The 25739-nt window shown below is 67.8% G+C and carries 23 protein-coding genes and 2 riboswitches; of the genes, 10 read left to right on the forward strand and 13 right to left on the reverse strand.

Going from position 1 to position 25739, the window contains the following annotated elements:
- Nucleotides 1–88: 88 nt before the first annotated feature.
- The 9 genes from ACZZZF_RS05865 to ACZZZF_RS05905 all read right to left on the reverse strand — a co-directional run bounded on the left by ACZZZF_RS05865 (nt 89) and on the right by ACZZZF_RS05905 (nt 12173).
- Nucleotides 89–1726: a peptide ABC transporter substrate-binding protein gene (locus tag ACZZZF_RS05865; RefSeq protein ID WP_150115049.1), complete on the reverse strand. Its 1638-nt coding sequence runs from the start codon at nt 1724–1726 to the stop codon at nt 89–91.
- A 225-nt stretch (nt 1727–1951) separates the two neighbouring features.
- Entirely contained in the window at nt 1952–4783 is a 2832-nt protein-coding gene (gcvP, locus tag ACZZZF_RS05870; RefSeq protein WP_463499921.1) for an aminomethyl-transferring glycine dehydrogenase, read from the reverse strand.
- Between the two features lie 61 nt (nt 4784–4844).
- The gene (gene gcvH, locus ACZZZF_RS05875; protein ID WP_463497501.1) at nt 4845–5222 is read right to left on the reverse strand and encodes a glycine cleavage system protein GcvH; all 378 of its coding nucleotides are present in this window, start codon (nt 5220–5222) and stop codon (nt 4845–4847) included.
- Complete coding sequence (locus ACZZZF_RS05880; protein ID WP_285363079.1) at nt 5219–6403, reverse strand: glycine cleavage system aminomethyltransferase GcvT; 1185 nt, start codon at nt 6401–6403, stop codon at nt 5219–5221. Before ACZZZF_RS05880 ends, gcvH begins: the two co-directional genes overlap by 4 nt.
- A 51-nt stretch (nt 6404–6454) precedes the next feature.
- Nucleotides 6455–6557, reverse strand: a riboswitch (glycine riboswitch).
- Nucleotide 6558: 1 nt separating this feature from the next.
- Nucleotides 6559–6653, reverse strand: a riboswitch (glycine riboswitch).
- A gap of 127 nt (nt 6654–6780) precedes the next feature.
- Complete coding sequence (locus ACZZZF_RS05885; RefSeq protein WP_463497504.1) at nt 6781–7617, reverse strand: ATP-binding cassette domain-containing protein; 837 nt, start codon at nt 7615–7617, stop codon at nt 6781–6783.
- On the reverse strand, nt 7614–8477 hold the full coding sequence (locus ACZZZF_RS05890) for an ABC transporter ATP-binding protein (RefSeq protein WP_053095559.1): 864 nt from the start codon (nt 8475–8477) through the stop codon (nt 7614–7616). The genes ACZZZF_RS05885 and ACZZZF_RS05890 overlap by 4 nt, the downstream gene beginning before the upstream one ends.
- The gene (locus ACZZZF_RS05895; protein WP_053095558.1) at nt 8474–9454 is read right to left on the reverse strand and encodes an ABC transporter permease; all 981 of its coding nucleotides are present in this window, start codon (nt 9452–9454) and stop codon (nt 8474–8476) included. The genes ACZZZF_RS05890 and ACZZZF_RS05895 overlap by 4 nt, the downstream gene beginning before the upstream one ends.
- The gene (locus ACZZZF_RS05900) at nt 9447–10442 is read right to left on the reverse strand and encodes an ABC transporter permease (protein WP_053095557.1); all 996 of its coding nucleotides are present in this window, start codon (nt 10440–10442) and stop codon (nt 9447–9449) included. Before ACZZZF_RS05900 ends, ACZZZF_RS05895 begins: the two co-directional genes overlap by 8 nt.
- A 39-nt stretch (nt 10443–10481) precedes the next feature.
- Nucleotides 10482–12173, reverse strand: coding sequence for an ABC transporter substrate-binding protein (locus ACZZZF_RS05905; RefSeq protein ID WP_400340677.1), 1692 nt, complete (start codon nt 12171–12173; stop codon nt 10482–10484).
- Between the two features lie 243 nt (nt 12174–12416).
- Here ACZZZF_RS05905 and ACZZZF_RS05910 point away from each other — a divergent pair, with 243 nt between their 5' ends.
- The 7 genes from ACZZZF_RS05910 to ACZZZF_RS05940 are packed head-to-tail and all read left to right on the forward strand — an operon-like array spanning nt 12417 to nt 19752.
- Nucleotides 12417–13133: an NUDIX hydrolase gene (locus ACZZZF_RS05910; protein ID WP_053095555.1), complete on the forward strand. Its 717-nt coding sequence runs from the start codon at nt 12417–12419 to the stop codon at nt 13131–13133.
- Nucleotides 13130–14467 carry a quinolinate synthase NadA gene (gene nadA, locus ACZZZF_RS05915; RefSeq protein ID WP_053095554.1) on the forward strand — a complete coding sequence of 446 codons (1338 nt, stop codon included), beginning with the start codon at nt 13130–13132 and terminating at the stop codon, nt 14465–14467. The genes ACZZZF_RS05910 and nadA overlap by 4 nt, the downstream gene beginning before the upstream one ends.
- Nucleotides 14464–15978 (forward strand): L-aspartate oxidase, encoded by a 1515-nt coding sequence (gene nadB / locus ACZZZF_RS05920; protein ID WP_463497507.1) that lies wholly within the window; start codon nt 14464–14466, stop codon nt 15976–15978. The genes nadA and nadB overlap by 4 nt, the downstream gene beginning before the upstream one ends.
- A complete protein-coding gene (gene nadC / locus ACZZZF_RS05925) occupies nt 15978–16829 on the forward strand; it encodes a carboxylating nicotinate-nucleotide diphosphorylase (protein ID WP_053095552.1) in 852 nt (283 codons plus the stop codon). The genes nadB and nadC overlap by 1 nt, the downstream gene beginning before the upstream one ends.
- A 5-nt stretch (nt 16830–16834) precedes the next feature.
- Complete coding sequence (locus tag ACZZZF_RS05930) at nt 16835–17974, forward strand: cysteine desulfurase family protein (RefSeq protein ID WP_463497509.1); 1140 nt, start codon at nt 16835–16837, stop codon at nt 17972–17974.
- Between the two features lie 36 nt (nt 17975–18010).
- Complete coding sequence (locus ACZZZF_RS05935; protein ID WP_187249376.1) at nt 18011–18958, forward strand: glycosyltransferase family 2 protein; 948 nt, start codon at nt 18011–18013, stop codon at nt 18956–18958.
- A gap of 20 nt (nt 18959–18978) precedes the next feature.
- On the forward strand, nt 18979–19752 hold the full coding sequence (locus ACZZZF_RS05940; RefSeq protein ID WP_463497512.1) for an SDR family NAD(P)-dependent oxidoreductase: 774 nt from the start codon (nt 18979–18981) through the stop codon (nt 19750–19752).
- A 7-nt stretch (nt 19753–19759) separates the two neighbouring features.
- On the opposite strand, the gene ACZZZF_RS05945 is transcribed toward ACZZZF_RS05940, so the two are convergent.
- Entirely contained in the window at nt 19760–21805 is a 2046-nt protein-coding gene (locus ACZZZF_RS05945) for an ABC transporter ATP-binding protein (RefSeq protein ID WP_053099050.1), read from the reverse strand.
- Nucleotides 21806–21976: 171 nt separating this feature from the next.
- On the opposite strand from ACZZZF_RS05945, the gene ACZZZF_RS05950 reads away from it, so the two are divergent.
- Nucleotides 21977–23455 carry an MDR family MFS transporter gene (locus ACZZZF_RS05950; RefSeq protein ID WP_053095548.1) on the forward strand — a complete coding sequence of 493 codons (1479 nt, stop codon included), beginning with the start codon at nt 21977–21979 and terminating at the stop codon, nt 23453–23455.
- A gap of 26 nt (nt 23456–23481) precedes the next feature.
- Here ACZZZF_RS05950 and ACZZZF_RS05955 read toward each other — a convergent pair whose 3' ends face one another.
- Nucleotides 23482–23625 (reverse strand): hypothetical protein, encoded by a 144-nt coding sequence (locus ACZZZF_RS05955; RefSeq protein WP_164481686.1) that lies wholly within the window; start codon nt 23623–23625, stop codon nt 23482–23484.
- A gap of 95 nt (nt 23626–23720) precedes the next feature.
- Between ACZZZF_RS05955 and ACZZZF_RS05960 the strand changes: the two genes are divergently transcribed.
- Nucleotides 23721–24302 carry a 1-acyl-sn-glycerol-3-phosphate acyltransferase gene (locus tag ACZZZF_RS05960; RefSeq protein WP_187249373.1) on the forward strand — a complete coding sequence of 194 codons (582 nt, stop codon included), beginning with the start codon at nt 23721–23723 and terminating at the stop codon, nt 24300–24302.
- 10 nt (nt 24303–24312) lie between these two features.
- Here ACZZZF_RS05960 and ACZZZF_RS05965 read toward each other — a convergent pair whose 3' ends face one another.
- Nucleotides 24313–24534, reverse strand: coding sequence for a hypothetical protein (locus tag ACZZZF_RS05965; RefSeq protein WP_053095546.1), 222 nt, complete (start codon nt 24532–24534; stop codon nt 24313–24315).
- 69 nt (nt 24535–24603) lie between these two features.
- Here ACZZZF_RS05965 and ACZZZF_RS05970 point away from each other — a divergent pair, with 69 nt between their 5' ends.
- Nucleotides 24604–25137, forward strand: coding sequence for a DUF6328 family protein (locus tag ACZZZF_RS05970; RefSeq protein ID WP_056278016.1), 534 nt, complete (start codon nt 24604–24606; stop codon nt 25135–25137).
- 9 nt (nt 25138–25146) lie between these two features.
- Here ACZZZF_RS05970 and ACZZZF_RS05975 read toward each other — a convergent pair whose 3' ends face one another.
- A complete protein-coding gene (locus tag ACZZZF_RS05975) occupies nt 25147–25701 on the reverse strand; it encodes a Dps family protein (RefSeq protein WP_053095544.1) in 555 nt (184 codons plus the stop codon).
- Nucleotides 25702–25739: the final 38 nt, after the last annotated feature.

Below are 25739 nucleotides of genomic sequence, written 5' to 3' on the forward strand. Positions count from 1 at the left end.
CTTGAGGGGAAAGAAAGCTACGTGAACACAAGCCTGTGAGGCGGTGACGAAGAATCGTCACCGCCTCACAGGTGAAGTGCCGTCAGACTTACTCGCCGGCCTTCGTGATCTCGTAGTACAGCGGAACCGAGTTCCAGCCGAACGTGACGTTGTCGACGTTCTCGCTGAAGCCACCGGTCACGTTCGAGTACCACAGCGGGATCGCGGGAAGATCCTGGAACAGGACCTCCTGCGCCTTGGTGAAGTCCTCGATCTGAGCCTCGGCGTCGGGGTTGCTGATGCCGGCGGAGATGAGCTCGTCGAACTCGGGGTTCGTGTAGTCACCGTCGTTGGAGCCTGCGCCGGTGGCGTAGAGCGGTCCGAGGAAGTTGTACAGACCCGGGTAGTCGGCCTGCCAGCCCGAGCGCGCAGCCGTGGTGATGGTGCGGTCGTTGATCTTCGTGCGAAGGTCCTGGAAGGTCGGGTACGGGTCACCCGATGCCTCGATGCCGAGCGTGTTCTTGATGCTGTTGCTCACCGCGTCGACCCAGGCGTCGTGGCCGCCGTCGGAGTTGTACGCGATCTTGAACTCGCCGTCCCATGGTGCGATGGCGTCGGCCTCAGCCCACAGCTCCTTCGCCTTCTCGGGGTCGAAGTCGAGGACCTCGCTGCCGGGAACCGAGTCGGACCAGCCGTCGATGACCGGAGAGGTGAAGTCGGATGCCGGGGTGCGGGTGCCCGAGAAGATCGTCTCGGTGATCTCCTCGCGGTTGATCGCCATCGACAGCGCCTGACGACGCAGCTGGCCCTCTTCGCCGCTGAAGTGCGGGAGGAACTGGCCGATGGTGAAGGACTGGAACACAGCGGAGGGCTGGTTCACAGCACGGTCGCCGAGCTCGTCGGTGAAGACCGGGAGCGAGTTCGTCGGGATCGCGTCGATGACGTCGACCTCGTTCGACAGCAGGTCGGCGTATGCGGCCTCCTGCGTGGCGTAGAACTTGATGGTCAGACCGCCGTTGGCGGCCTGACGGCCACCGTCGTAGTCGTCGTTGCGGACGAGGTCGATCTGGACGTCGTGCTGCCACGCGTCTTCGCCGTCGATCATGTACGGACCGTTGCCGATCGGGTTCTGACCGAAGGCTTCCATGTCCTCGAACGCGACGTCGGGGAGCGGGTAGAAGGCCGAGTAGCCGAGACGCAGAGCGAAGTCGGATGCCGGCTTGTTCAGCGCGATCGTGAAGGTGTAGTCATCGACCTGCTTGAGACCCGTGAGCTCGGAGTCGGTGTCGTAGCTGAAGCCCTCGATGTCCTCGAAGAAGTAGCTGGAGAGGTGAGCGTTCGACGCCTTGGCGCCCTCGTTCCACGCCTTGATGAAGTTGTCGGCGGTGACTTCTTCACCGTCGGTGAAGGTCAGGCCTTCCTTGATCTTGACGGTGAGGTTCTGCGGGTCCTCCGTGGTGATCTCCTCAGCCACGTCGTTGACGGGCTTGCCGTCGGCGTCGTAGTAGATCAGACCGGCGAAGATCTCGTCGAGGATCTTTCCGCCGCCCACCTCGTTGGTGTTGGTGGGGATCAGCGGGTTCTCGGGCTCCGAGCCGTTCGTGGTGATGATGGCGTCGGCGTCGGTGTTCGCACCGGAGCCGCCGTCGCCTTCATTGCCGCTTCCACCGCTCGCGCAGCCCGCGAGCGCCAGGGCGCCGATCGCGAACAGCGCAGTGCCCGCAAGGGCGATCTTGTTGCGCTTCACTTTGTGTCCTCCTGTGGACGGGTATTCATCAGACTGCGCGCTCATCGTCGAACGCGTAGGGATAGTTGACTGTAACCCGCGGTTTCGTGGACGCCGCTCTCGGCTAATGAACCGTTACTGAGTGGTGACCAACTGAAACATCCCCGAAACACGCGGAAATGCACGGAAACGAGTGACGGCGTCGTGTCCGCATGGACACGACGCCGTCACCCCTCGGGATTCGGTTCAGGCGAACGCCTCGATCGGCGGGCAGGCGCACACGAGGTTGCGGTCACCGTACGCCTGGTCGATGCGGCGCACGGGCGGCCAGTACTTGCCTGCCACCAGGGCGTGCACGGGATAGGCGGCGTCTTCACGGCTGTAGGCGTGCTCCCACTCCCCCGCGATCAGCGAGACTGCGGTGTGCGGAGCGTTGACGAGAGGGTTGTCGTCCGCGGGCCAGCGCCCGGCGGCGACGGCATCCGCTTCGGCCTTGATCATGATCATGGCCTCGATGAACCGCTCGATCTCGCCGAGGTCCTCGGACTCGGTGGGTTCGACCATCAGAGTCCCCGCGACCGGGAACGACATGGTCGGTGCGTGGAAGCCGAAGTCGATCAGTCGCTTGGCGACGTCGTCGACGGTGATCCCGGTCTCCTCGCGAAGCGGACGCAGGTCGAGGATGCACTCGTGCGCCACCCGGCCGTCCTCCCCCGCGTACAGCACGGGGAAGTGCTCGCCCAGGCGCGCGGCGATGTAGTTCGCGGACAGCACGGCGGCCGCGGTCGCGTGACGGAGGCCGTCGGCGCCCATCATCCGCACATAGGACCAGGAGATCGGCAGGATGCCCGCAGATCCGTACGGTGCCGCCGACACCGCGCCGCCTTCGAAGACGAATCCGCCCGCATGCTCCGCCCGCTGCGCGAGCGGGTGCGACGGCAGGTGGGCCGCGAGGTGCGCCTTGGCTGCGACGGGGCCCACACCGGGGCCGCCGCCGCCGTGCGGGATCGCGAACGTCTTGTGCAGGTTGAGGTGCGAGACGTCGCCGCCGAGATCGCCGAACCGGGCGTAGCCGAGCAGCGCGTTGAGGTTCGCACCGTCCACGTACACCTGGCCGCCGGCGTCGTGCACCGCGGTCGTGATCTCGACCACGTCCTGCTCGTACACGCCATGCGTCGACGGGTAGGTGATCATCAGCGCCGAGAGCTCGTCGGCGTGCGCCGCGATCTTCGCCCGCAGGTCGTCGAGGTCGACGTTCCCGAGCTCATCGCACGCCACGACGACGACCTTCATTCCGGCGAGCACCGCGGAGGCCGCGTTGGTGCCGTGCGCGGACGACGGGATCAGGCACACCGTGCGCTGCGTGTCGCCGTTCGCGAGGTGGTAGCCGCGGATGGCGAGGAGGCCGGCCAGCTCGCCCTGCGAGCCGGCGTTCGGCTGCAGCGAGACGGCGTCGTACCCCGTGACCTCGGCGAGCCACGCTTCGAGCTGCGTGATCATGTCGAGATACCCCGCGACATCGGATGCCGGCGCGAACGGGTGGATGCCCGCGAACTCCGGCCACGTGATCGACGCCATCTCGGTCGCCGCGTTGAGCTTCATCGTGCAGGACCCGAGCGGGATCATGCCGCGGTCGAGCGCATAGTCACGATCGGCGAGGCTCTTGAGATAGCGCATCATCGCCGTCTCGCTGCGGTGCGCGTGGAAGACGGGGTGTGTGAGGTACTCGTCCTGACGGAGCAGATCGCCGGGGAGGCCGCCCTGCGAACCGGAGCCGAAGAATCCGAATGCGCGCTCCCGGGCACCGCCGAAGACCTGAGCGACCTGATGGAGCTCGGCGACCGTCGTGGTCTCGTCGATCGAGATGCCGATCGTGTCGGCATCCGCGGCGTGCAGCAGGATGCCGAAACCGTGATGGGCCTGCTCCACGAACTCGGCAGTGCGCCCCGGCACCCGCACCTGGAGGGTGTCGAAGAACGAGTCGTGCACGACGTCCGCACCCGCATCGGCGAGCCAGTCGCGCAGCATCGCGGTCTTGGCCGCGACCTCCCGGGCGATCGCCTTCAGTCCATCGGGACCGTGGTAGACGGCGTACATCGACGCCATCACGGCGAGCAGCACCTGAGCGGTGCAGATGTTGCTCGTCGCCTTCTCGCGGCGGATGTGCTGCTCGCGGGTCTGCAGCGACAGCCGATACGCCGGCTTGCCGTCGGCATCGACAGAGACGCCGACGAGACGGCCGGGCAGCTGACGTTCGAGCCCTGCGCGCACAGCCATGTAGCCCGCGTGCGGGCCTCCGAAGCCGATCGGCACGCCGAAGCGCTGCGTCGTCCCGACCGCGACATCGGCCCCGAGCGAGCCGGGCGACGCGATGAGGGTGAGCGCGAGGAGGTCGGCCGCGACGACGGCGAGCCCGCCCGCGAGGTGCGCCGCATCGATCACGGCCGCCGGGTTCCAGACTCGCCCGGAGGCCCCCGGGTACTGCACGAAGACTCCGAACAGCTCGGCGGGCAGCTCCTCGCCCGCCGCGAAGTCGACGGACACCAGTTCGATGCCCACGGCCTCGGCACGGGTCTCGAGCAGTGCCTTCGTCTGCGGGAACGCGTCGGCGTCGACGGCGAAGACGTTCGACGCCTTCTTCGACGCGCGGCGTGCCAGCAGCATCCCCTCGACCACAGCGGTCGATTCGTCGAGCATCGACGCGTTCGCGGTGGTCAGGCCGGTCAGTTCGGCGACCATCGTCTGGAAGTTGATGAGCGCTTCGAGGCGACCCTGCGAGATCTCGGGCTGGTACGGCGTGTACGCGGTGTACCACGACGGATTCTCGAGCACGTTGCGCTGGATCACCTGAGGGGTGATCGTGCCGTAGTACCCGAGACCGATCATCGGCCGGTTCACCGTGTTGCGGGACGCGAGCGCTCGCAGCTCGGCGAGCGCCTCGGTCTCGCTCGCTGCGCGCGGGATCACGGACTCGGTGGAGGCGGGGGTGAAGATCGAAGCGGGCACGGCCTGACGCATCAGCGCCTCGACCGGGCTCCAGTCCTCGAGCTTCGACTCGACGCCCAGCGTGTCGAGCATCTGGCGCTGGGCGGCGGCGGTGGTTCCGATATGACGATCGGCGAAAGAGACCACTGGACGATCAGCCCTCCGTGAGAGCGACGTACGCGTCGCGGTCCATCAGGCCCTCGAGCGCACCGGTGGCGACGGAGACCTTGATGAGCCAGCCTCCGTCGAACGGCTCGGCGTTCACGAGCGACGGGTCGTCGACGACGGCGTCGTTGATCTCGACGACCGTGCCGGTGACCGGGGCGTAGAGTTCGCCGACCGACTTGGTCGACTCGATCTCACCGACGACCGACCCTGCGGTAATCTCGGTGCCGACGGCGGGGAGTTCGACGAACACGACGTCTCCCAGCTTGTCGGCCGCGTAGTCGGTGATCCCGATGGTCACGGTGTCACCGTCAGCGGCGATCCACTCGTGCTCGTCGGTATAGCTGAGTGCGTTGAGATCGGTCATTTGGTCCTCCGGTAGAAAGGCAGGGCGGTCACGGTCGCGGGGATCCTGGTCCCCCGCACATCAAGGAATACTGCGGTTCCCGCGGCAGCGGAAGAAGGTGCCACGTAGGCCATCGCGATCGGGTGGCCGAGCGTCGGGCTCAGTGCACCGCTGGTGACCTCGCCCAGCACGATGCCGTCCGCGTCGACCACCGAGTAGCCCGCGCGTCCGGCACGCTTGCCCTCGGCGACCAGGCCGACGAGCACCGGAGCGTCGGATGCGGCATCCACCGCTCCCTTGCCGATGAAGTCATCTTTGTCGGACACCACCACTCGCCCGAGACCGGCCTGAGACGGCTTCGTCTCGCGCGAGAGCTCGTGACCATAGAGAGGCATCCCCGCTTCGAGCCGGAGGGTGTCGCGCGCGGCGAGGCCCGCGGGGACGAGCCCGTGTGGCTCACCCGCCTCGACGAGGGCGTCCCACAGGGCGGGTGCGTCGGCGGCTCTCACCAGAAGCTCGAATCCGTCCTCGCCCGTGTAGCCGGTGCGGGCGAGCAGCAGCGGTGCACCCTGGAACAGCGCATCGGCCCAGGCGTAGTACTTCTGTTCCGCCCATGGGGTGCCGAGATCGGTGATGCCCGGCGTCGACGAGACGATCGCCTCGGAGGCGGGGCCCTGGACCGCGAGCAGGGCATAGTCGTCGGAGACGTCTTCGACGTCCACGCCCCTGTCGCCGATGAACCCCGCGAAGCTGCGATCCTCTCCCTCGGCCCTGGCGGGCATCTCGCGTTCGATCCGCGATGGGAACGAACGGACGCGCGATGCGAACGCCTGGTCGACGAATCCGCGGTTTCCCGCGTTCGCGATCACCAGGAAGCGGTCGTCTGCGAGCCGGTAGACGATGACGTCGTCGATGATCCCGCCGTCGTCGGCGAGCATCAGGGAGTACTTCGCCTTGCCGACTGCCATCGCCGACAGCCGGCCCGCGAGCGAGTAGTCGAGGAACTCCCCGGCGAAGTCGCCGGTGACGAGGAACTCCGCCATATGGGAGATGTCGAAGATGCCGGCCGCCTGCCGCACGGCGTGGTGCTCGGCGAGGTCGGACGTGTATCGCACCGGCATCTGCCAACCGCCGAAGTCGGTGAACGATGCACCGAGCGCCTCGTGGCGCTCACGCAGCGGGGTGTAGCGGGGGTCGGACATGGAGTTCTCCCGGGCTGGATCGGGCGGAACAGCGACGCTGCTCCTGGGAACTCCCCCTCTGTCATGAGCCTGAGAGCTTCGCCCAGAGACTGGGCTTTCACCGTCGGCGGATCCGAGCTGACGCGGCGTCGCTCGAGATCGCTTTTCAGAGTGGCCGGAACCGCGCGGTACGCGTACCTGAGAGATTGGCGGGGAGGCTTGCTCCTTCGGTGCCCGGCTGCATTCGCCGGGGCTCTCCCGCGTGGGTCATTCGGCCTGTCTTCACTTGTGGCCTCAGTCTAGCGGGTCGACGTCGTCGGCACAGGCCGCAGAAAGCCGCGCTCCCCCGACGCCCCGAAGGAGGAGCGCCAGGCGAGCGCGGCGTCATGCACTGGAGGTCAGCGACCCGCCAGCTCGGCTCTGACCTCGTCTCGCAGACGCCCGAGGTTCTCGGGCTCGGGCGCGGCCCCCAGCAATGTCCTGGTGTACTCGTGCTGCGGATTGAGGATGACCTCGTCGGCGGGGCCGCGCTCGACGACATCGCCCTTGTAGAGCACCATGATCTCGTCGCTGAAGTGACGTGCCGTCGCGAGATCGTGCGTGATGTAGAGCACGCCGAGGTTCTCCTCCCGCTGCAGATCTGCCAGCAGGTTGAGCACTCCCAGTCGGATCGAGACATCGAGCATCGAGACCGGCTCATCCGCGACGATGAACCGCGCTCCCGGGGCGAGCGCACGAGCGATCGCCACGCGCTGCCGCTGGCCACCGGACAGCTCATGCGGGCGACGTTCGGCGAAGCTCTCGCCGGGCGACAGCCGCACGCGCTCGAGCAGCTCGATCGCCCGCGCCCGCACCTGGGAGCCAGACAGCTTGGGGTGGTGGAGCCGGATCGGCCGCTCCAGGTGATGGATGATCGTGTGGAACGGGTTGAGTGACGCGAAGGGGTCCTGGAAGACCATCTGCACCTGGGAGCGGTAGTCCTCCACGGCGCGGCCGCGCATGCCCGAGTCCTTGCCGTCGAGCAGGATCTGCCCGTCCGTCGGCGTCTCGAGCTTCATCAGCATCCGGGCGATCGTCGACTTGCCCGACCCGGATTCGCCGACGAGAGCGACCGTCTTCCCCGCTTCGATGGTGAACGAGACGTCCTTCACCGCGTGCAGGACCGACGTCTTGAGGCCGGATCGCAGCGTGAAGTCCTTCACCAGGTTGCGGGCTTCGAGGGTGGGAGCACTCATCGGACCTCCTCCTGACTGGGCTGGTTGCCGGTGCGGACGAAATCTCCGCGCTCGCCGGTCAGACTCGGGAAGCTCGACAGGAGCTTCTTGGTGTATTCGTGCTGTGGCGTGCGGTAGATCTCCTCCGCGGTGCCCTCCTCGACGATCTGCCCCTGCAGCATCACGGCGATGCGGTCGCTGATCTCGATCAGCATGGGCAGGTCGTGCGTGATGAAGATCACCGCGAAGCCCAGCCGCTCACGCAACCGCATGATCTCGCGGATGATCCCGCGCTGCACGACCACGTCGAGCGCCGTGGTCGGCTCGTCCATGATCATCACCTGAGGGTCCAGCGCGAGCGCCATCGCGATCATCATGCGCTGACGCATGCCACCGGACAGCTCATGGGGGAAGCTCGTCAGTCTCGACGGGTCGACCCCGACCAGGGTCAGCAGCTCTTCGGCCCGCGCCTGCTTGTCCTTCTTGGACATGCCGGGGCGATGGGTCTCGAAGATGTCGAAGATCTGCGCCTTGACGCTGATGACCGGATTGAGCGAGTTCATCGCTCCCTGGAACACCATCGAGATCTTGTCCCAGCGGAAGGCCCGCAGCCCATCGCCGTCGAGAGCGACGATGTCGATGTCGTGGCCGTCGCGGTCATGGAACACGATCTCGCCGCTGGTCATGAGCGCAGGAGCCTTGAGCAGCCGATTCATGCCGTAGGCGAGCGTCGTCTTGCCGCAGCCGGACTCACCGGCGAGGCCGAGGATCTCGCCTCGGTTGAGTGTGAGAGAGACGTTGCGGACCGCCTTCACGGGCGGATCCACCTCGTACTCGATCGACACGTCGCGTGCGGTCAGCACGGCATCCGGAGCGCTCATGCGGCGACCCCCTTCGTCTTGGCGGCCTTGCGCACGCGCCGAGCGGCGTCGGGTGCATTGCGGAGCTTGGGGTTGATGACCTCGTCGATCGCGAAGTTGATGAGCGAGAGTCCCGCGCCGAGCATGGCGATCATGATTCCCGGTGGGACGAACCACCACCAGGCGCCTCGTCCGAGCGCCTGACCTGACTGCGCGTCGTTGAGGATCGTCCCCCAGGTGATGGAGGAGTTGGGGCCGAGACCGAGGTACGAGAGACCGGCCTCGCCGAGGATCGCGAAGATGATCGCGAACAGGAACTGCGCGGTGAGCAACGGCAGCAGGTTCGGCATGATCTCGACCAGGATGACGCGGAAGGATCGCTCTCCCGCGACCTTGGACGCGTAGACGTAGTCACGGGTGCGCAGAGATCGGGTCTGCAGCCTGAGCACGTAGGCGGCACCGGCCCAGGACGTGATGCCGAGCACGAACGCGACGAGCTGCCAGCTGCGCTGCGGGACGAAGGAGGAGATCACCATCACCAGCGGCAGGCCGGGGATCACGATCATCACGTTGGTCAGCAGCGCCAGGGTGTCCTCGCGCCATCCGCCGAGGTACCCCGCGAGGACTCCGAAGACAAGCGACAGGATGATGGCGATTCCGCCCGCTACCACGCCCACGAGGAGCGAGCCCTGGGCGCCGATGGCGAGCTGGGCGAACATGTCGTTGCCGAGCTTGGTGGTGCCCAACCAGTGCTCCGGCGAGGGCGGGAGCAGTGCGGGGTTGTCGGTGCTTCGAGGGTCCTGCGAGAAGATCGGCGCGATGATCGCGAACAGCACGATCGCGATCACGATGCTCGCGCCGATGATGAACTTCGTCGATGAGGTGGGAAGGACGCGGCGGCGTCTGCGGCCCCGCTGGGTGGCGAGAGAGATCGTGCTCGCAGGCTGGGTCATGGGCTGATCCTTCGTGATCAGCACTGTGTTCTCGGTGTCAGACATTCTGGCGAGCCCTCGGGTCGATGAAGCCATAGACGAGGTCCATGATGAAGTTGGCGGCGAGCACCGTGATCGTGATGACGAGGAAGAGTCCCTGCATCAGCGCGTAGTCGTTGTTCGTGACCGCCTGGAACATCAGCTTCCCGATGCCCGGGTAGGTGAAGACCTGCTCCATGACGATGGAGCCGGCGACAACGAATCCCAGGGTGATCGAGAAGCCGGCGATCGACGGGATCGCGGCATTGCGGGCGGCGTACGTCGTCATGATGCGACGCGGACGGAGCCCCTTGGCCTCGGCCGTGAGCACGTAGTCCTCGGCCATGGTCTGCACCATCATGTTGCGCATCCCGAACATCCAGCCGCCCACCGACGAGATCACGATCGTCAGTGCGGGCAGGATGGCGTGCGAGAGCGCATCCATGAAGAACGCCCAGGTCGGCTCGGGACCGTCCGGGAAGTCGAACACGTCGTAGCCGCCGAAGATCGGGAACCAGCCGAGCCCGACCGCGAACACCGAGACGAGCAGCAGCGCCATCCAGAAGTACGGGATGGACTGCAGCACGGTGGTCGCCGGGATGAGGTGGTCGACCCACGTTCCCCGCTTCCATCCCGCCCAGGCGCCGAGGACGACGCCGAGGATGAAGGAGATCACGGTCACCGTGCCGACGAGGATGAGCGTCCAGGGCAGCGCCTGCCCGATCAGCTCGCTCACCGGCGCGGGGAACTTGGTGACGGAGATGCCCAGGTCGCCCTGGAACATGCGCCCCCAGTACGCGATGTACTGATCCCAGAGGGACGAGTCATCACCGCCGAGAAGCAGCTTGATGTTGCGGATCGTGGTCTCGGAGACCTCGCCGCCCGCTCGCTGCATCTTGGCGATCATGATGTCCGCCGGGTTCCCCGGCATGAGCCGGGGAAGCAGGAAGTTGAGTGAGATCGCGGCCCATAGCGTGAACGCGTAGAACCCGATTCTTCGTGCATAGAACTTCATGTCACTGACCGTGCTTCCTGCTCCCCCGACTCCATGTGCTTAGTTCGCCGGCTCGAGCTGCGTCAGGACGTAGCCCGCCGCGATCGCACCCCAGGACGGCGGGAAGGCGTAGAGGTCCTCCTCCGTCGGCCATCCCGTGAAGTCCTTCGTGTTGTAGAAGGTCTGCGTCGCGTTGATCACGAGCGGGATATAGGGCAGATCACGGACGATCTCGGTCTGGATCGTGCCGTACAGCTCCTTCTTCTCTGCCTCGTCGTTCGTGCTGATCGCGGCCTGGACGGCCGTGTCGACGACGGGGTTGCTGTATCGGCTGAAGTTCCAACGCCCCGCGGGCACCTCCGAGCCCACCGCTGCGGTCGAACCGACGGTCGTGCCGCCGAACCAGTCGCGGTAGATCTGGAACGGGTCGGCCACCGAGGTTCCGACCACACCGCCGACGATCAGCTGGAAGTCACCGCCCTGACGGGCGTCCGAGAATTCCTGCCACTGCACCGTGGATGCCGTGATCTTGATGCCGGCAGCCTGTGCCTGCTCGGCGATCAGCTTCGCCGCATCGTTGTAGTCGGTCCAGCCGTCGACCGAGATCAGGCTGAGCTCGAGCGGCACGCCGTCCTTCGCGTAGAAGTCGCCGTCCTTCGTGTAGCCGGCGGCCTCGAGGATCTCGCCAGCCTCGTCGGCGTTCGCCTCCTGGGGGCTGATCTCGTTGGCGGAGTCCGCGACCCACTTCTCGTCACGGGGCAGCAGCGCGAAGGTCGGCGAGATGTCGCCGGTCAGACCGACGAACGCCTTGTCCTTGATGGCCGTGCGGTCGATCGCGACGTTGAGCGCCTGTCGAACCGCGACGTCGGTCTGGGGACCCGTGCATCCGAGCTCGGCGTTCGAGCACGTGTACAGGACGGTCGGGTCCTGCGGCGTGTTGATCCAATCGATCGCTCCGTTGCCCGTGACGTCGTCCGGGTTCGGGATGAACATGCCCGTCCAGTCGAGCTTGCCGGCGGCGAGCAGGTCCTGTGCGGTCTGGTTGTTGTCGACCGCGATGTACTGGACCTTCTTGACTCCGAGCTCGTCGGCGTCGCGGAAGTTCTCGTTGGCGACGAGCGTGTACGACTCGCTCGTCGTCTTGTCGACCACGTAGGCGCCGGAGCCGACCGGCTCTTCGTTGGCGAAGTTCGCGAAGTCGGTGACCTCCGCCCACACGTGCTCGGGGAGGATGTAGGTCGAACCGAGGCGCTGGAACTCGGTCGTGTACTGCGCGGTCGTGTACGTGAGGACGACCGTGGTGTCGTCGGTCGCCTCCGCCGAGACGAGACCGTTGCCCTCAGGGTTGTTGGCCTCGTAGGTGAAGGAGAACGCGACGTCCGCGGCGGTCAGCGGCTCTCCGTCGCTCCACTTGAGATCGGGCTTGATGGCGATCGTGATCACCGTGCCGTCCTCGTTGTATTCGTACGAGTCTCCGATCAGACCGACGGGCTCGGAATCCGCCGTCTTGTTGAAGAAGAACAGCGGCTCGTAGATCGGCCCGAGTGCACCGTGGAGCACGGTCGGGGCGAACGGGTTGTAGTTCGCGGTGATGGGGGTCTGGCTGCCGGCCCAGACACGAAGAGCACGGTCGCCATCGCCACCGCTCCCCTCGTTGCCTCCGCCTGCGCCACAGGCCGTCAGGCCCAGGGCGAGGACGGATGCCCCCGCCACAGCGGTGAGCGCGATCTTGCGCCTTCCGTTACGGATCATTCTGTATTTCCTCTCGGTGCTGCACTGCAGGAGGGATTTCTCCGGGTGGAGTCGAACTCCGGACGGAGTTCGCAACAGATCCCGAAAGGGATTTGTTAGGACAGTAACCTAACAAATCCCTTTCATAGCGACAAGAGTCCAGAACGCTGGTATATAACGTTTCGGCCTCAGGGGCGGTGGCGTCACGAAGATGCACTAACAGTCGAGATGACACTAAGATCAGAACAGGAGGTTAAGGTATATATGACCCAAAGCAGAGGCATCGACGTCGCCGTGTCGACCGTGATCCTCACCCTTCGACGCACCGAGGACGGCTCGGCGGTGCTCGCGCTGCCACTCGTGCTGCGCACGCGCGAGCCGTTCGCCGGCCAGTGGGCCCTCCCCGGCGGCTGGCTCACCGAGACCGAATCGGCTGTCGACGCCGCAGCCAGGACTCTGGCCGAGACGACGGGACTGACGCCGAGCTATCTCGAGCAGCTCTACGCCTTCGGGGCCGTCGACCGCTCCCCCACCCGCGTCGTGTCGATCGTGTACTGGGCACTGCTCCGCCAGGATGACGTCGACGCGCAGAGCGCGGCGCATCGGGCATCCGGCAAGGCTCCGGAGAACGTGCGCTGGGTCGACCTCGATGAGCTCCCGGCGCTGGCCTTCGATCACACGAAGATCGTCGAGTACGCCCTGTGGCGACTGCGGAACAAGGTCGGCTACAGCCGCGTCGCCCACGGCTTCCTTCCTGCCGAGTTCACCCTGGCGGATCTGCGCGAGGCGTACGAGGCCATTCTCGGCAAGCACCTGGATCCGGCCAACTTCCGCCGCCAGGTCGAATCCGCCGGCAACCTCCTTCCCACCGACCGGTTCCGCACCGGCAACCACCGACCCGCCCGCCTGTACCGCTACAACACCGACGTCGAGCTGGCCGATCACGGCCCCCTCGGCCCCGAGGAGACGAGCACCCGATGAGCATCACCTTCGTTCCCACACCGGTCGTCCAGCCGATCGACGCCTCTGTCGATCACGCGATCCAGTCGATCGTGTCCGGCGCCTCGACCGACGCGACGTGCGCGACCGACCTCGCCGCCGGCCCCTGGGACTTCGACTCCCGCCCCGGATACGGTCCCGGGTCGTCGATGGGCGACGTCATCCCCACCGGCGCTCCGCGGCAGGGAGAGCTCCCCGCAGAGTACCGAGAGGCCGGCGAGGCCGACCTCGACGAGCGCATCCGCATCGCGAAGGCCACCCTCGGTGACCGCGCCGTCGTGCTCGGGCACTTCTACCAGCGCGAAGAGGTCGTGCGGCACGCCGACTACGTGGGCGACTCGTTCCAGCTCGCGACCGCGGCGAAGGAGCGTCCGAACGCCGAGGCGATCGTGTTCTGCGGAGTGCACTTCATGGCCGAGACGGCTGATCTGCTCTCGGGACCCGACCAGGCCGTGATCCTGCCCAATCTGGCGGCCGGATGCTCGATGGCCGACATGGCGGACATCGATCAGGTCGAGGACTGCTGGGAGCAGCTCGCAGACGTGCTGGGCGACCTCGACACACCCGATGCGGGTGGACGGGTGCCGGTGATCCCCGTCACGTATATGAACTCGTCGGCCGCGATCAAGGGCTTCGTGGGGCGCCACGGAGGAATCGTGTGCACCTCCTCGAATGCGCAGACCGTACTCGAGTGGGCATTCGAGCGCGGTCAGCGCGTGCTCTTCTTCCCCGACCAGCACCTCGGCCGCAACACCGCGAAGGCGATGGGCGTACCGCTCGAGCGGATGCCGATGTGGAACCCGCGCCAGGCGCTCGGCGGATCCTCCGCGGCACAGCTCGTCGACTCGCAGGTGATCCTCTGGCACGGGTTCTGCTCGGTGCACCGCCGTTTCACCGTGGATCAGATCGACCAGGCGCGGGCCGAGCACCCCGGGGTCCGGGTGATCGTGCACCCCGAGTGCCCGATGGCCGTCGTGGACGCGGCGGACGAGGCGGGATCGACCGACTACATCCGTCGGGCGATCGCCGCGGCGACCACGCCGACCACCTTCGCGATCGGCACCGAGATCAACCTCGTCCGTCGCCTCGCGGCGCAGTTCCCCCAGCACGAGATCTTCTGCCTGGACCCGGTGGTGTGCCCCTGCTCGACGATGTACCGCATCCACCCCGGGTATCTCGCCTGGGTGCTCGAAGAGCTCGTCGCGGGCCGCACGCCGAATCGGATCACGGTGACGGCGGACGTGGCCGACCCCGCCCGCATCGCCCTCGAACGGATGCTGGCGGCGAAGCCGCCCGTGGCGGCGAGCGCCCGATGAACGTCGTCGTCGTCGGCTCGGGCATCGCCGGACTCACGACGGCCCTACACGCGCACGAGACCGGCCACTCGGTCACGATCGTGACGAAGGGTGCGCTGGGCGACGGCTGCACAGGGTACGCGCAGGGCGGCGTCGCCGGAATCTACGGCGTCGGCGACTCGGCGGCACAGCACGCCGCAGACACCATCGATGCCGGAGCAGGACTCTCGGATCCCGCCGCGGTCGATGTTCTCGTGCACGAGGGCGCGACCAGGATCGCGGAGCTGATCGCCCGAGGCGTCGCGTTCGACCGCTCACCCGACGGGCGGGTGCTGCTCGGGCGGGAGGCCGCGCACCGTCACGCACGCATCGTGCACGCCGGAGGGGATGCCACGGGAGCAGCGATCACCCGGGCGTTGGTGGCCTCGGTCCGCGACGCGGATGTCACCGTCGTGGAGGGCGCCTTCCTGGCCGACGTGATCGCCGAGGACGGCGTCGTGCGCGGCGTGCGTGTCCAGGTCGGCGGGGCGGTCTCGGAGCTCTCCGCCGACGCGGTCGTGCTCGCCACGGGCGGCGCAGGGCACCTGTATGCGCACACCACGAATCCCCTCGGCACCACGGGTGACGGCATCGCCGCCGCCGTGCGGATCGGGGCCGCGGTGGCCGACCTCGAGTTCGTGCAGTTCCATCCGACGATCCTGGCCGAGGGTCCCGCCTTCCTCGTCTCGGAAGCGGTCCGCGGCGAAGGGGCGACGCTGGTGGACGCCGACGGTCGGCGATTCGTCTTCGACAGCCACCCGGACGGCGAGCTCGCCCCACGCGACGTCGTCGCGCGGGCGATCGCCCGCCAGTCCGCCCGACAGGGCTCCCCCGTGCGTCTCGACGCGACCAGGATCGGCGGACTCAGGCTCGCGCAGCGGTTCCCGACGGTCGATCGAGTGACGCGGGAACGCGGTCTCGACTGGGGCTCCGCTCCGATCCCGGTGACACCCGCCGCCCACTATCTGATGGGAGGCCTCGTCACCGACCTCGACGGGCGCACCTCCGTCCCCGGGCTCTTCGCCGTGGGCGAGGTCGCGCGCACCGGCGTGCACGGTGCGAATCGTCTCGCCTCGAACTCGCTGCTCGAAGGCGCGGTCTTCGGAGCCCGCGCGGCAGCCGCGCTCGGCACGCCCTGGCAGCATCCTCCCGTCAGCTCGCAGCGCGGCTCGGCGCCTCGCGCACCTCTGTCCGAGGAGTCGGAATCCACCGGCGAGATCGCTGTCGGCGCCGACTTCAGCCGCGCCGCCCTGCAGCGCCTGATGTGGGACCACGTCGGCCTGCTGCGCTCGGAAGAGGGTCTGCGACACGCCGCAGCCATCGTCGCCCGCTGGCTCAGCGCGGTTCCCGAGCCGGCCACCGTCGCCGAGCGCGAGGATGCGAACCTCCTCCTGCTCGCCCGCGCGACCGCGTCTGCCGCGCTCGCTCGCACCGGTTCCGTCGGTGCGCACTTCCGCGAACCCCTCGCCTCACCGCTCCTGGAGACAGTCTGATGCTCACCGCCGCCCACATCACCCGCGTCGTCAGCGCAGCCCTCGAGGAAGACGCCCCCTGGGGCGACCTGACGAGCGCGACCCTGCTTCCCGCGGATGCCACCGCCACTGCCGACCTCGTCGCCCGCGAAGCGGGCACCTTCAGCGGCGGCGAGGTGTTCGCGGCCGCGTTCCACCTCACCGATCCGGCGATCGCGGTCGACGTGCATGTGGGCGACGGAGACGCCTTCGATGCGGGCGACGTGCTCGCCTCGGTATCCGGCTCGGCCCGCGGCATCCTCACCGCCGAGCGCATCGCTCTGAACTTCACCCAGCGGATGAGCGGTGTCGCGACAGCCACCGCCGCCTACGTGCGCGCGGTCGAGGGGACATCGGCGCGGATCGCCGACACGCGGAAGACGACCCCGGGCATGCGAGCGTTCGAACGGCATGCGGTGCTCTCGGGCGGTGGTCACAACCACCGGTTCTCGCTGTCCGATGCGGTGATGGCCAAGGACAACCATCTCGCGGTGCTGAAGCGCTCGGGCGTCGACCTCGCCTCGGCTCTGCGGGATGCGCTCTCCCGACTGCCTCACACGACGCACGTGGTCGTCGAGGTCGACCGGCTCGATCAGATCCCCGCCGTGCTCGACGGGGGTGCGCACACGGTGCTGCTCGACAACTTCTCTCTCGACGACCTGCGCGCCGGAGTCTCGATGATCGGCGATCGCGCGCAGGTCGAAGCCTCGGGCGGGGTCGCTCTCGACACGGTCGGGGCGATCGCGGCGACCGGGGTCGACGTCATCTCGGTCGGCGCCCTGACGCACTCCGCCCGGGCGCTCGATCTCGGTCTCGACGTGCGGATCGACTGACGGGGATGCTCTATCTCGATCACGCCGCAACGGCTCCGGTGCGACCGGAGGTCGTCGAGGCCATGCGCCCGTTTCTGACCGGGGTCTTCGGCAATCCGTCGAGCCACCACACGTACGGTGAGGCCGCGGCGAGCGCACTCGACGACGCGCGGTCGCGGGTGGCCCGAGTGCTCGGCATGCGCGCGGGCGATGTGATCTTCACATCCGGTGGAACGGAATCGAACAATCTCGCGGTGAAGGGCATCGTGCTGGCAGCCCTCGCACGCGGTCGCCGGCATCTGGTCGTCTCGCCGATCGAGCACGAGTCGATCCTCGAATCCGCCGACCACCTGCGGCGCTTCCACGACGTCGAGGTGACGCCGATCCCCGTCGACGGCCTCGGCAGGATCTCCGTCGCCGCTCTGACCCAGGCCCTGCGCGATGACACCGCACTGGTCGCCCTCGGACACGCCAACAACGAGATCGGCACGGTCCAGGACGTCGCCTCCCTCGCAGCAGCCGCGAGGGAGGCAGGCGTCCCGGTGCATGTCGACGCCGTGCAGTCTGCGGGGTGGCTGCCGCTCAGCGCCCTCGGAGCGGATGCCGTCGCCATCGCCGGGCACAAGCTCGGAGCTCCGAAGGGGATCGGAGCGCTCGCCGTGCGAGGGCGCGTCGCGCTCGAGCCGCTCATGCACGGGGGCGGCCAGGAACGAGGACGCCGTTCGGGCACCGAGAACGTCGCGGGCGCGGTGGCCCTCGCGACAGCGCTGGAGCTCGCCGACGCGGAGCGCGAGGAGGCGAGCGCCCGGGTCGCTGAGTCGACGGGGCGCTTCATCGCCGCGGTGCACGCACTCGTGCCGCAGGCGGCCCTCACCGGCGACCCCGTGGCACGGCTGCCCGGCACGGCGAGCTTCACGTTCGCCGGAGTCAGCGGGGAGGCTGTCCTGCTCGAGCTCGAGCGTCGGGGAGTGGTGTCGTCGAGCGGCTCTGCCTGCGCCGCCGGAAGCGACGAGCCCTCGCATGTGCTTCTCGCATGCGGGATCTCCCCCGCGGTCGCGCAGACCTCTGTGCGGTTCACCTTCGGACGCGAGGCGCTCCCGCACGACCTGGCCGAACGGCTCGCCGGGCTGGTCGCCGAATCGGTGCGCGCGGTCACCCACCCCTGAACGACGAGCCCGACCGGCCGGCCATAGACTCGGCTCGTGACCGCCTCCGCCCCGATCGTGACCCTGATCGTCCCCGGCCGCGACATCGGCGCCTTCGCTCCTGCCGCACTCGAGTCGCTGCGCTCGCAGACCGAGACGCGGTGGAACGCGATCCTCATCGACGACGGATCCAGAGACGACACGGCGGAGATCTTCGCCGCGGCCGCCGCATCGGATCCACGGTTCCGGGCGGTGCAGCACGAGGCGTCCCGAGGCCTGGGTGCCGCGCGGAACGTCGGCATCGACCTCGTCGACACTCCCCTGATCGGCTTCCTCGACGCAGACGACGAACTCACGCCCTCGGCCCTCGAACGACTCGTCGGGACGCTCGCCGAGACCGGCAGCGATTTCGTCGCCGGCGCCTACGTGCGGTCGCGCTTCGACGGCGAGCGCTACGTCGCGGGGCGCGTGCAGCCGTGGGTGTCGGCAGCGACGTCGCCCGAACGACTCGCCACCACGATCGCGGAGCACCCTCGAGCGAGCGCGAACATCGTGGCTTGGTCGAAGGTCAGCCGCACCGAGTTCTGGAACGACCTGAGGTTCCCCGAGGGCGTCGCCTACGAGGATCAGGTGGTCGCCCAGCTGATGTACACACGGGCGCGCAGCTTCGATGTCATCCCCGACACCGTGGTGCGCTGGCGCCTGCGCGCGGACGGCACCTCGATCACGCAGGGGCGTGCGAAGCTCCCCGTGCTGCGCGACTATCTCACGGCTTTGCGCGGAGGAATCCGCGTGCTGCACGAGGCGGGGGCACAGGCCGCCGTCACTGCCCGTCTCGAGCTGATCCTGGCCATGGACATTCCGCCGCTGCTCGAGATCGCGCGCACGCACACCGAACCGGACTACTCAGACGAGGTCGACGCGTTCGTCGCCGAGATCGAAGCACTCCCCGAGCACGCCGCCGCCCGCCCCGATCCCGCCCTCACCGCCGCGCTGGCGTGGTGAGACGCGCACTCTGGAGACCGATGAACCAGTACCTCGCCGACCTCTTCTCGCTCGAGGGTCGCACCGCCGTCGTCACCGGTGGCAGCTCGGGTATCGGACGCGGCATCGCGACGGCACTCGCGAGCGCAGGCGCCTCGACCGTGATCGTGGCGCGCGGTGAAGCGCGGATTGCCGAGACCGTGGCGGAGCTCACCCGCGCCGGATGCCGGGCGGCAGGAGTCGTCGGAGACCTCGGCACGCGGGAAGGAATCCGAGCCCTCGCTGAAGCGGCCGTCGTGCCGTTCGGCGAGCCGGACATCCTGGTGAACTCCGCAGGGATCAACATCCGCCCGCCGTTCTCCGAGATCACCGAGGACGACTGGGACGCGACGATGACCGTGAACGCGCTCGCCCCTTTCCTGCTCGGCCAGCGCTATGCCACCGGCATGGCCGAGCGGGGCTACGGGCGCCTGATCCACATCAGCTCCCAGCAGGCGCATCGCGCGTTCGTCGGCAGCGGCGTCTACGGCGCCTCGAAGGGAGCCGTGGAGTCGCTGATGCGCTCGGAGGCCGAGGCATGGGGAAGCACCGGAGTCACGAGCAACAGTCTCGTCCCGGGGTTCGTGCTCACCCCGCTCAACGCCCGGCTGCAGGAGGACCCCGAGCAGATCGCCGCCCTCGCCGCACGGACCATGATCGGACGCAACGGACTGCCGTCGGATTTCGCGGCCGCGGCCGTGTTCCTCGCCGGCGCCGGCTCGAGCTACGTCACCGGGCAGTCGCTGTTCATCGACGGCGGCCTGTCGGTGCACTGAGCACGTCTCACCCCTCGGCCGGGTAGACCCGCTCGTCGGCACGGGACACGTCGAGCAGCGGAACCGGAGCGGTGAGCGCGTCGACCGCATCCGCCCCGGCGGAATCCTCCGGAGCCCGGTCGGCCCGACGGTGGGCGAGGGCAGCGCGCACGCCTCCCGAGACGGCCGTCTCGACGGCCCTCTCCGTATCGAGCACACGCGAAGCGGCCACCTGCTGCGCGGCGAGCTCGGCATAGAGACCGCCCCGCGCGAGGAGCTCGGCGTGAGTGCCCGACTCCACGATCAGGCCGGCTTCGACGACATGGATGACGTCGGCCCCCATGATCGTCGAGAGTCGATGCGCGATCGTCAGCGTCGTGCGCCCCTTGGCCGCTTCGTCCAACGCCTCCTGCACGACGCGCTCCGACACCGTGTCGAGAGCGGACGTCGCTTCGTCGAGCAGCAGCACGGGCGGATCCTTCAATAGCACTCGGGCGATCGCGATGCGCTGCTTCTCACCGCCCGAGAGACGGTATCCCCGTTCTCCGACCACGGTGTCATAGCCGTCTTCGAACCCGCTGATGATGTGATGGATGTTCGCTGCGGTGCAGGCGGCGATCATCTCCTCGTCCGTCGCGTCGGGTCTGGCGTACAGCAGGTTCTCGCGGATCGTCGCGTGGAACAGGTACGTCTCCTGCGAGACGATGCCGACCTGGTCGATGATCGACTCCTGCGTGAGGGTCTTCACGTCCGCTCCCGCGAACAGCACCGCGCCGCCATGCGCCTCGTACAGTCTCGGCGCCAGATACAGCACCGTCGTCTTGCCCGCACCCGAGGGACCGACGAATGCGACGTGCTGACCGGGCTCGGCCACGAAGGAGACGCCCTGCAGGGTGGGGCGAGCATCGGGTGCCGCGTCCGGATAGCGGAAGACGACGTCGGCGAACTCGATCCGTCCCCGTGGCCCCGGCGCTTCAGCGACCGTGATCGCATCCGGGGCGTCCTGGATCTCGGGCACCAGGTCGAGGTACTCGAAGATGCGCGCGAACAGCGCAGACGACGTCTGGAGGTCGAGCGACACCCGCATGAGGCCCATCAGCGGCTGCAGCAGACGGGCCTGGACGGTCGTGAAGGCGACGACGGTTCCCGCGGTGATCGCGCCGGTGCCACCGGCGATCAGGTAGCCCGAGACGAGGTAGATGACCGCGGGGACGCTCGCCATCAGCACCTGGACGACCGCGAAGAAGCCCTGCCCGCTCATCGCCCGCCGTACCTGCAGCCTCACCTGGTTGCGGTTCTCGGCCTGGTATCGCTGCGATTCGGTGCGCTGTCGGTTGAACGCCTTCGACAGGAGCATCCCCGACACGCTCAGAGTCTCCTGCGTGATGGAGGTGAGCTCGGACAGCGACTCCTGGGTCTCGCCGGCGATGCGCGCACGGACCTGCCCCACGCGTCGCTGCACGATGATGAGGAACGGCATGAGCACGACAGCGATCAGCGTGAGCCGCCAATCGATCAGGATCATCGCGACGAGGGAGGCGATGACCGTCACGACATTGCCGAGGATGCTGGTCACGGTGTTGGTCAGGACGCCCGAGACGCCGCCGACGTCGTTCTGCAGACGCGACTGGATGACGCCGGTCTTCGTCCGGGTGAAGAATCCGAGCTCCATGGCTTGCAGATGCTCGAACAGCCGGACCCGCAGATCGCCCGTGACGCTGTTGCCGACGGTCGAGGTGAGCCAGGTCTGCGCGACGCCGAGGACGGCGGAGAGGAGGAAGAGCCCGACCATCGCCGAGACCAGCCAGATCAGGAGCTGCAGCTGGGGGCCACCGCCGTCGACGGGGAAGAGCGCGTCGTCGAAGATGCGCTGCACGATCAGCGGCGGGATGACGGCGATGGCGGCGCCGATCACGACCAATACGCCGGTCCAGAAGATGCGCCAGCGGTACGGACGGAACAGCGCGATCACCCTGGATCCGAGCCCGCTGATGCGCGGTGCCTCGGCGTTGAGCCGACGCTGTGCGCTCTCGTCCACACCGCGGAATCCCCCGCGTCCACCACCCATGCTCATGTCGCCAGCGTAGTCAGCACGCATGACCCCGGGACGCGCTCAGCGCGGGCGTCCGTCCGCTGAGAGCGGATTCAGAGGGATCCGGAATGAAATGTCCGAACCTGTGGTTACGCTGAGTGGTCCCCGCGCACTCGCGCGATCTCCCCCTCTCTTCAGTGCCTTGGAGGCCGTATGTCTGCCGTCGACACCGGGTCGATCACCACGCCCCCTCCCGCGCGCAGCGGCGAGATCGCCCGCAGCGACATGCGCGTGATCTGGCTCCTGCTCGTCGCCGCGTTCGTCGCGATCCTCAACGAGACCACGATGGGCATCGCGATCCCCCATCTGAACGTCGATCTGGGCATCCCGCCCGAGCTCGGCCAGTGGCTGACGAGCGCATTCATGCTCACCATGGCGGTCGTCATCCCGACGACCGGGTTCATCCTGCAGCGCTTCACGACCCGTCAGGTCTTCATCGCCGCGATGATCTCGTTCTCGCTCGGAACCCTGGTCGCCCTCGTGGCGCCCGGATTCGAGATCCTCCTCGCCGGCCGCGTCATCCAGGCCGCCGGCACGGGCATCATGATGCCGCTCCTCATGACCACCATCATGAACGTCGTCCCCGCCCAGTCGCGCGGACGCATGATGGGGCGCGTCGGACTCGTCATCTCGCTCGCTCCCGCGATCGGACCGACGCTCGCCGGTGCGGTCCTCGAGACGCTCCACTGGCGTGCGCTGTTCGCGATCATCCTGCCCATCGCGCTCGTCTCGCTGCTCATCGGCGTCAAGTGGATGACCAACCTGGGTGAGACCCGCGTGGTCCCCCTCGATGTCGTCTCCATCCCGCTCGCCGCTCTCGGATTCGGCGGCATCGTCTTCGGTCTCAGCCAGTTCGGCGGCGAAGGCGGATCCGGCGAGACCGCCGGTGTCGTCGCTCTCGTCGTGGGTGCCGTCGCACTCGCGCTGTTCGTGTGGCGCCAGCTGGTGCTGCAGCGGGTCGACGACGCACTGCTCGACCTGCGCGTGTTCCGCTCGGCGAACTTCACGTTCTCGGTCGTCATCATGACGATCCTCGCGCTGTCGATGTTCGGGACGCTGACTCTTCTGCCGCAGTACCTGCAGAACGTCGCCGGCCTCAACGCCCTCGAGTCCGGCCTCATCCTCCTTCCCGGTTCGGTGCTGATGGGTCTGCTCGGCCCCATCATGGGTCGGGTGTACGACGCACGCGGCACTCGCCCGCTGCTGATCCCCGGAACGATCCTGGTGTCGGCCGCGCTGTTCTACTACTCGACCGTCGGCGAGCACACCGTGTGGTGGGTCCTCATCATCGTGCAGGCGGCCATGTCGGTCGGACTCGCGATGTCGTTCACGCCGTTGTTCTCCGCGTCGCTCGGGTCGCTGCAGCGTTCGCTGTACTCACACGGCTCCGCTGTGCTGAACACCCTCCAGCAGGTCGGTGGCGCGGCGGGCGTGGCGGTGCTGACGGTGACGTACTCCGCCATCCTGCACGCCGGAGAAGCCGAAGGGCTCCCCACGGCGGTCGCCGGTGCGCCGGGTGCCCGCATGGCATTCCTCATCGCCGCGATCATCTCGCTGGCTGCGGTGGCGCTGAGCCCCTTCGTCCGCAAGCCGGCAGACGATGTCTCCGGCGGAGCGCACGGCGGGCACTGATCGTCCCGCTGCGGCGGCGTCTCCTGCTACTGCGTCTTCGGCGCAGGGAAGTGGCAGACGCCGCCGCTGCAGTACCCGGCGGCGTCGTCATCAAGCAGGTTCGGAGTTCCGGTCAGCGGCTGAAGCACGGTCGGTGCGTCCTGCTCGGCGGAGTCCTGTGTCTTGGCCATCATTCGATCGTACGCCTGTGGCGACGGCATGGCGCGGAAATGCGGCGGCGGCCGGGGGCGGCTGATCATCAGACGTTCTGCCCTACGGTGGACGAGTGCTCAAACGACTCCTCGCCCGCTTCTTCTGGGCAGTCAGCCGCTGGACCCTCACCGCCGAGGCCACTCCTCAGAGACCCACCATCCTCATCGGTGCGCCGCACACGTCCAACTGGGACTTCGTGCTCATGCTGGCGATCGCGTGGAGACTGGGCATCGAGGTGCACTGGCTCGGCAAGAACAGCCTGTTCCGCGGGTGGCGGGGTCCGATCATGCGTCGTCTCGGCGGCATCGCCGTCGACCGCGCCGACCCGGCGCGGGTCGTCAACGACGTCGTGGAGCAGGTCCATTCCGGCGGCGTCTTCGGCCTCGTGATCACGCCCGACGGCACTCGCGGGGGCAACGAGTACTGGAAGTCCGGCTTCTATCGGATCGCACGAGAGACCGGGATGCCGGTGACTCTCGGTTTCGTCGACCGCACCACGATGACCACCGGACTCGGCCCCACGATCGAGCTGACGGGGGACGTCGCCGCTGACATGGACAGGATCCGGGCGTTCTACGCAGACAAGGCCGGTCTCCGTCCCGAACGCCGCACCGTGCCGCGGCTGCGCGAGGAGCACGCGAACGGCGACAGCTGACAACGCCGTCTCAGGCCGAGTCCTCCTGCTCGATCTCCGACCGGGCCTCGGAACGGGCGTACTCCAGATCGTCGTCGGACAGCGTCTCGGCCATGCCGACCACAGCCCCGGTGATCGTCCTGATCTCATCCCGCGTTCGCTCGCCGAGGTGCGGCGCGGTATCTCCGAGCACCTCGACTCGCGCCTCGAGCGACAGCCCGGGCCACCACTCGCGGATCGGTGGAAGCGTCATCCCCTGCTCCTCGAGTGCATCTGCGCAAGAGTCTGGACAGACTCCGAGCGGTGCCGCAAAACTGACTGCATGGAACCCGACCACCGATCTGCACCGTCGAGCGAGCTCGACGACCGACGAGACGGACGCGACGAGACTCGGAACGAGCGCGCCGACCGCAACTGGGAGGAGCTCCTGCAGGAGCTGCGAGTGATGCAGACCGGTACGCAGATCCTCACCGGATTCCTGCTGGCCGTCGCCTTCACTCCCCGCTTCGAGGACATGGACGAGGTCCAGAGGGATCTGTACGTGGTGCTGGTGGCACTCGCCGCGCTGGCGACGATCCTGGCGCTCGCGCCGGTGGGCATGCACCGGGCGCTGTTCGGTCGCCGCCGCAAACCCGAACTCGTCCGGGTGGCCGCTCGGATCGTGAAGATCGACCTCGTGGCGATCTCCGCACTGACGATCGGTGTGACCACCCTCATCATCGACTTCACCGTCGATCGCGCCGCCGGGCTCATCGCGCTCGTCTCCTCACTGGTCGCCGTCCTCCTCCTCTGGCTCGTCCTCCCGCGCCTGGTCCGGCGAGAGGCCGAACGTACGCGGGAGGACGAACGAGAGTGAGACGTCAGCTCAGCTGGTCGCGGGAGTGCGGTTCTCGGCACTCACCATCCACGCGAACTGCTCCAGGCTCTCGAGCACCGCGTGCAGGATGTCGGCCGACGTGGGGTCTTCCTCGTCGACGGCATCGTGCACGTCGCGGATCGTCCCGATCGTCGCCTCGAGGCGCGCGGTGATGAGGTCGATCGTGTCGGTCGTCGAGACCTCGCCCATCGGGAACGCGGGAAGAGAGGTCGATTCCGCGATCGTGTCCGTGCGTCCGTCGGGCACCGCGTGCAGTGCCCGCATCCGCTCGGCGACCGTGTCGCTGAACGTGCGCGCGGCGTCGATGATCTCGTCGAGCTGACGGTGGGTGTCCCGGAAGTTGCGTCCGACGACGTTCCAGTGTGCCTGCTTGCCCTGCAGTGAGAGCTCGATCAGGTCGACCAGCACGAGCTGCAGGTTCGCGGCGAGGGTGGGCGACGCCGTGAATCCCTTCTCGGCGTTCTGCCTTCTCGTCGTCTTCGCTCCGCGCTTGGATGCGGTGCCGGTCTTGGACGCGCTCTTGGACGTGCTCTTCTCAGCCATGAGTCCTCCTGGGGTTGGAAACTGCGAGATTAGCTCCG

This window comes from Microbacterium sp. AC215, from assembly GCF_979258645.1.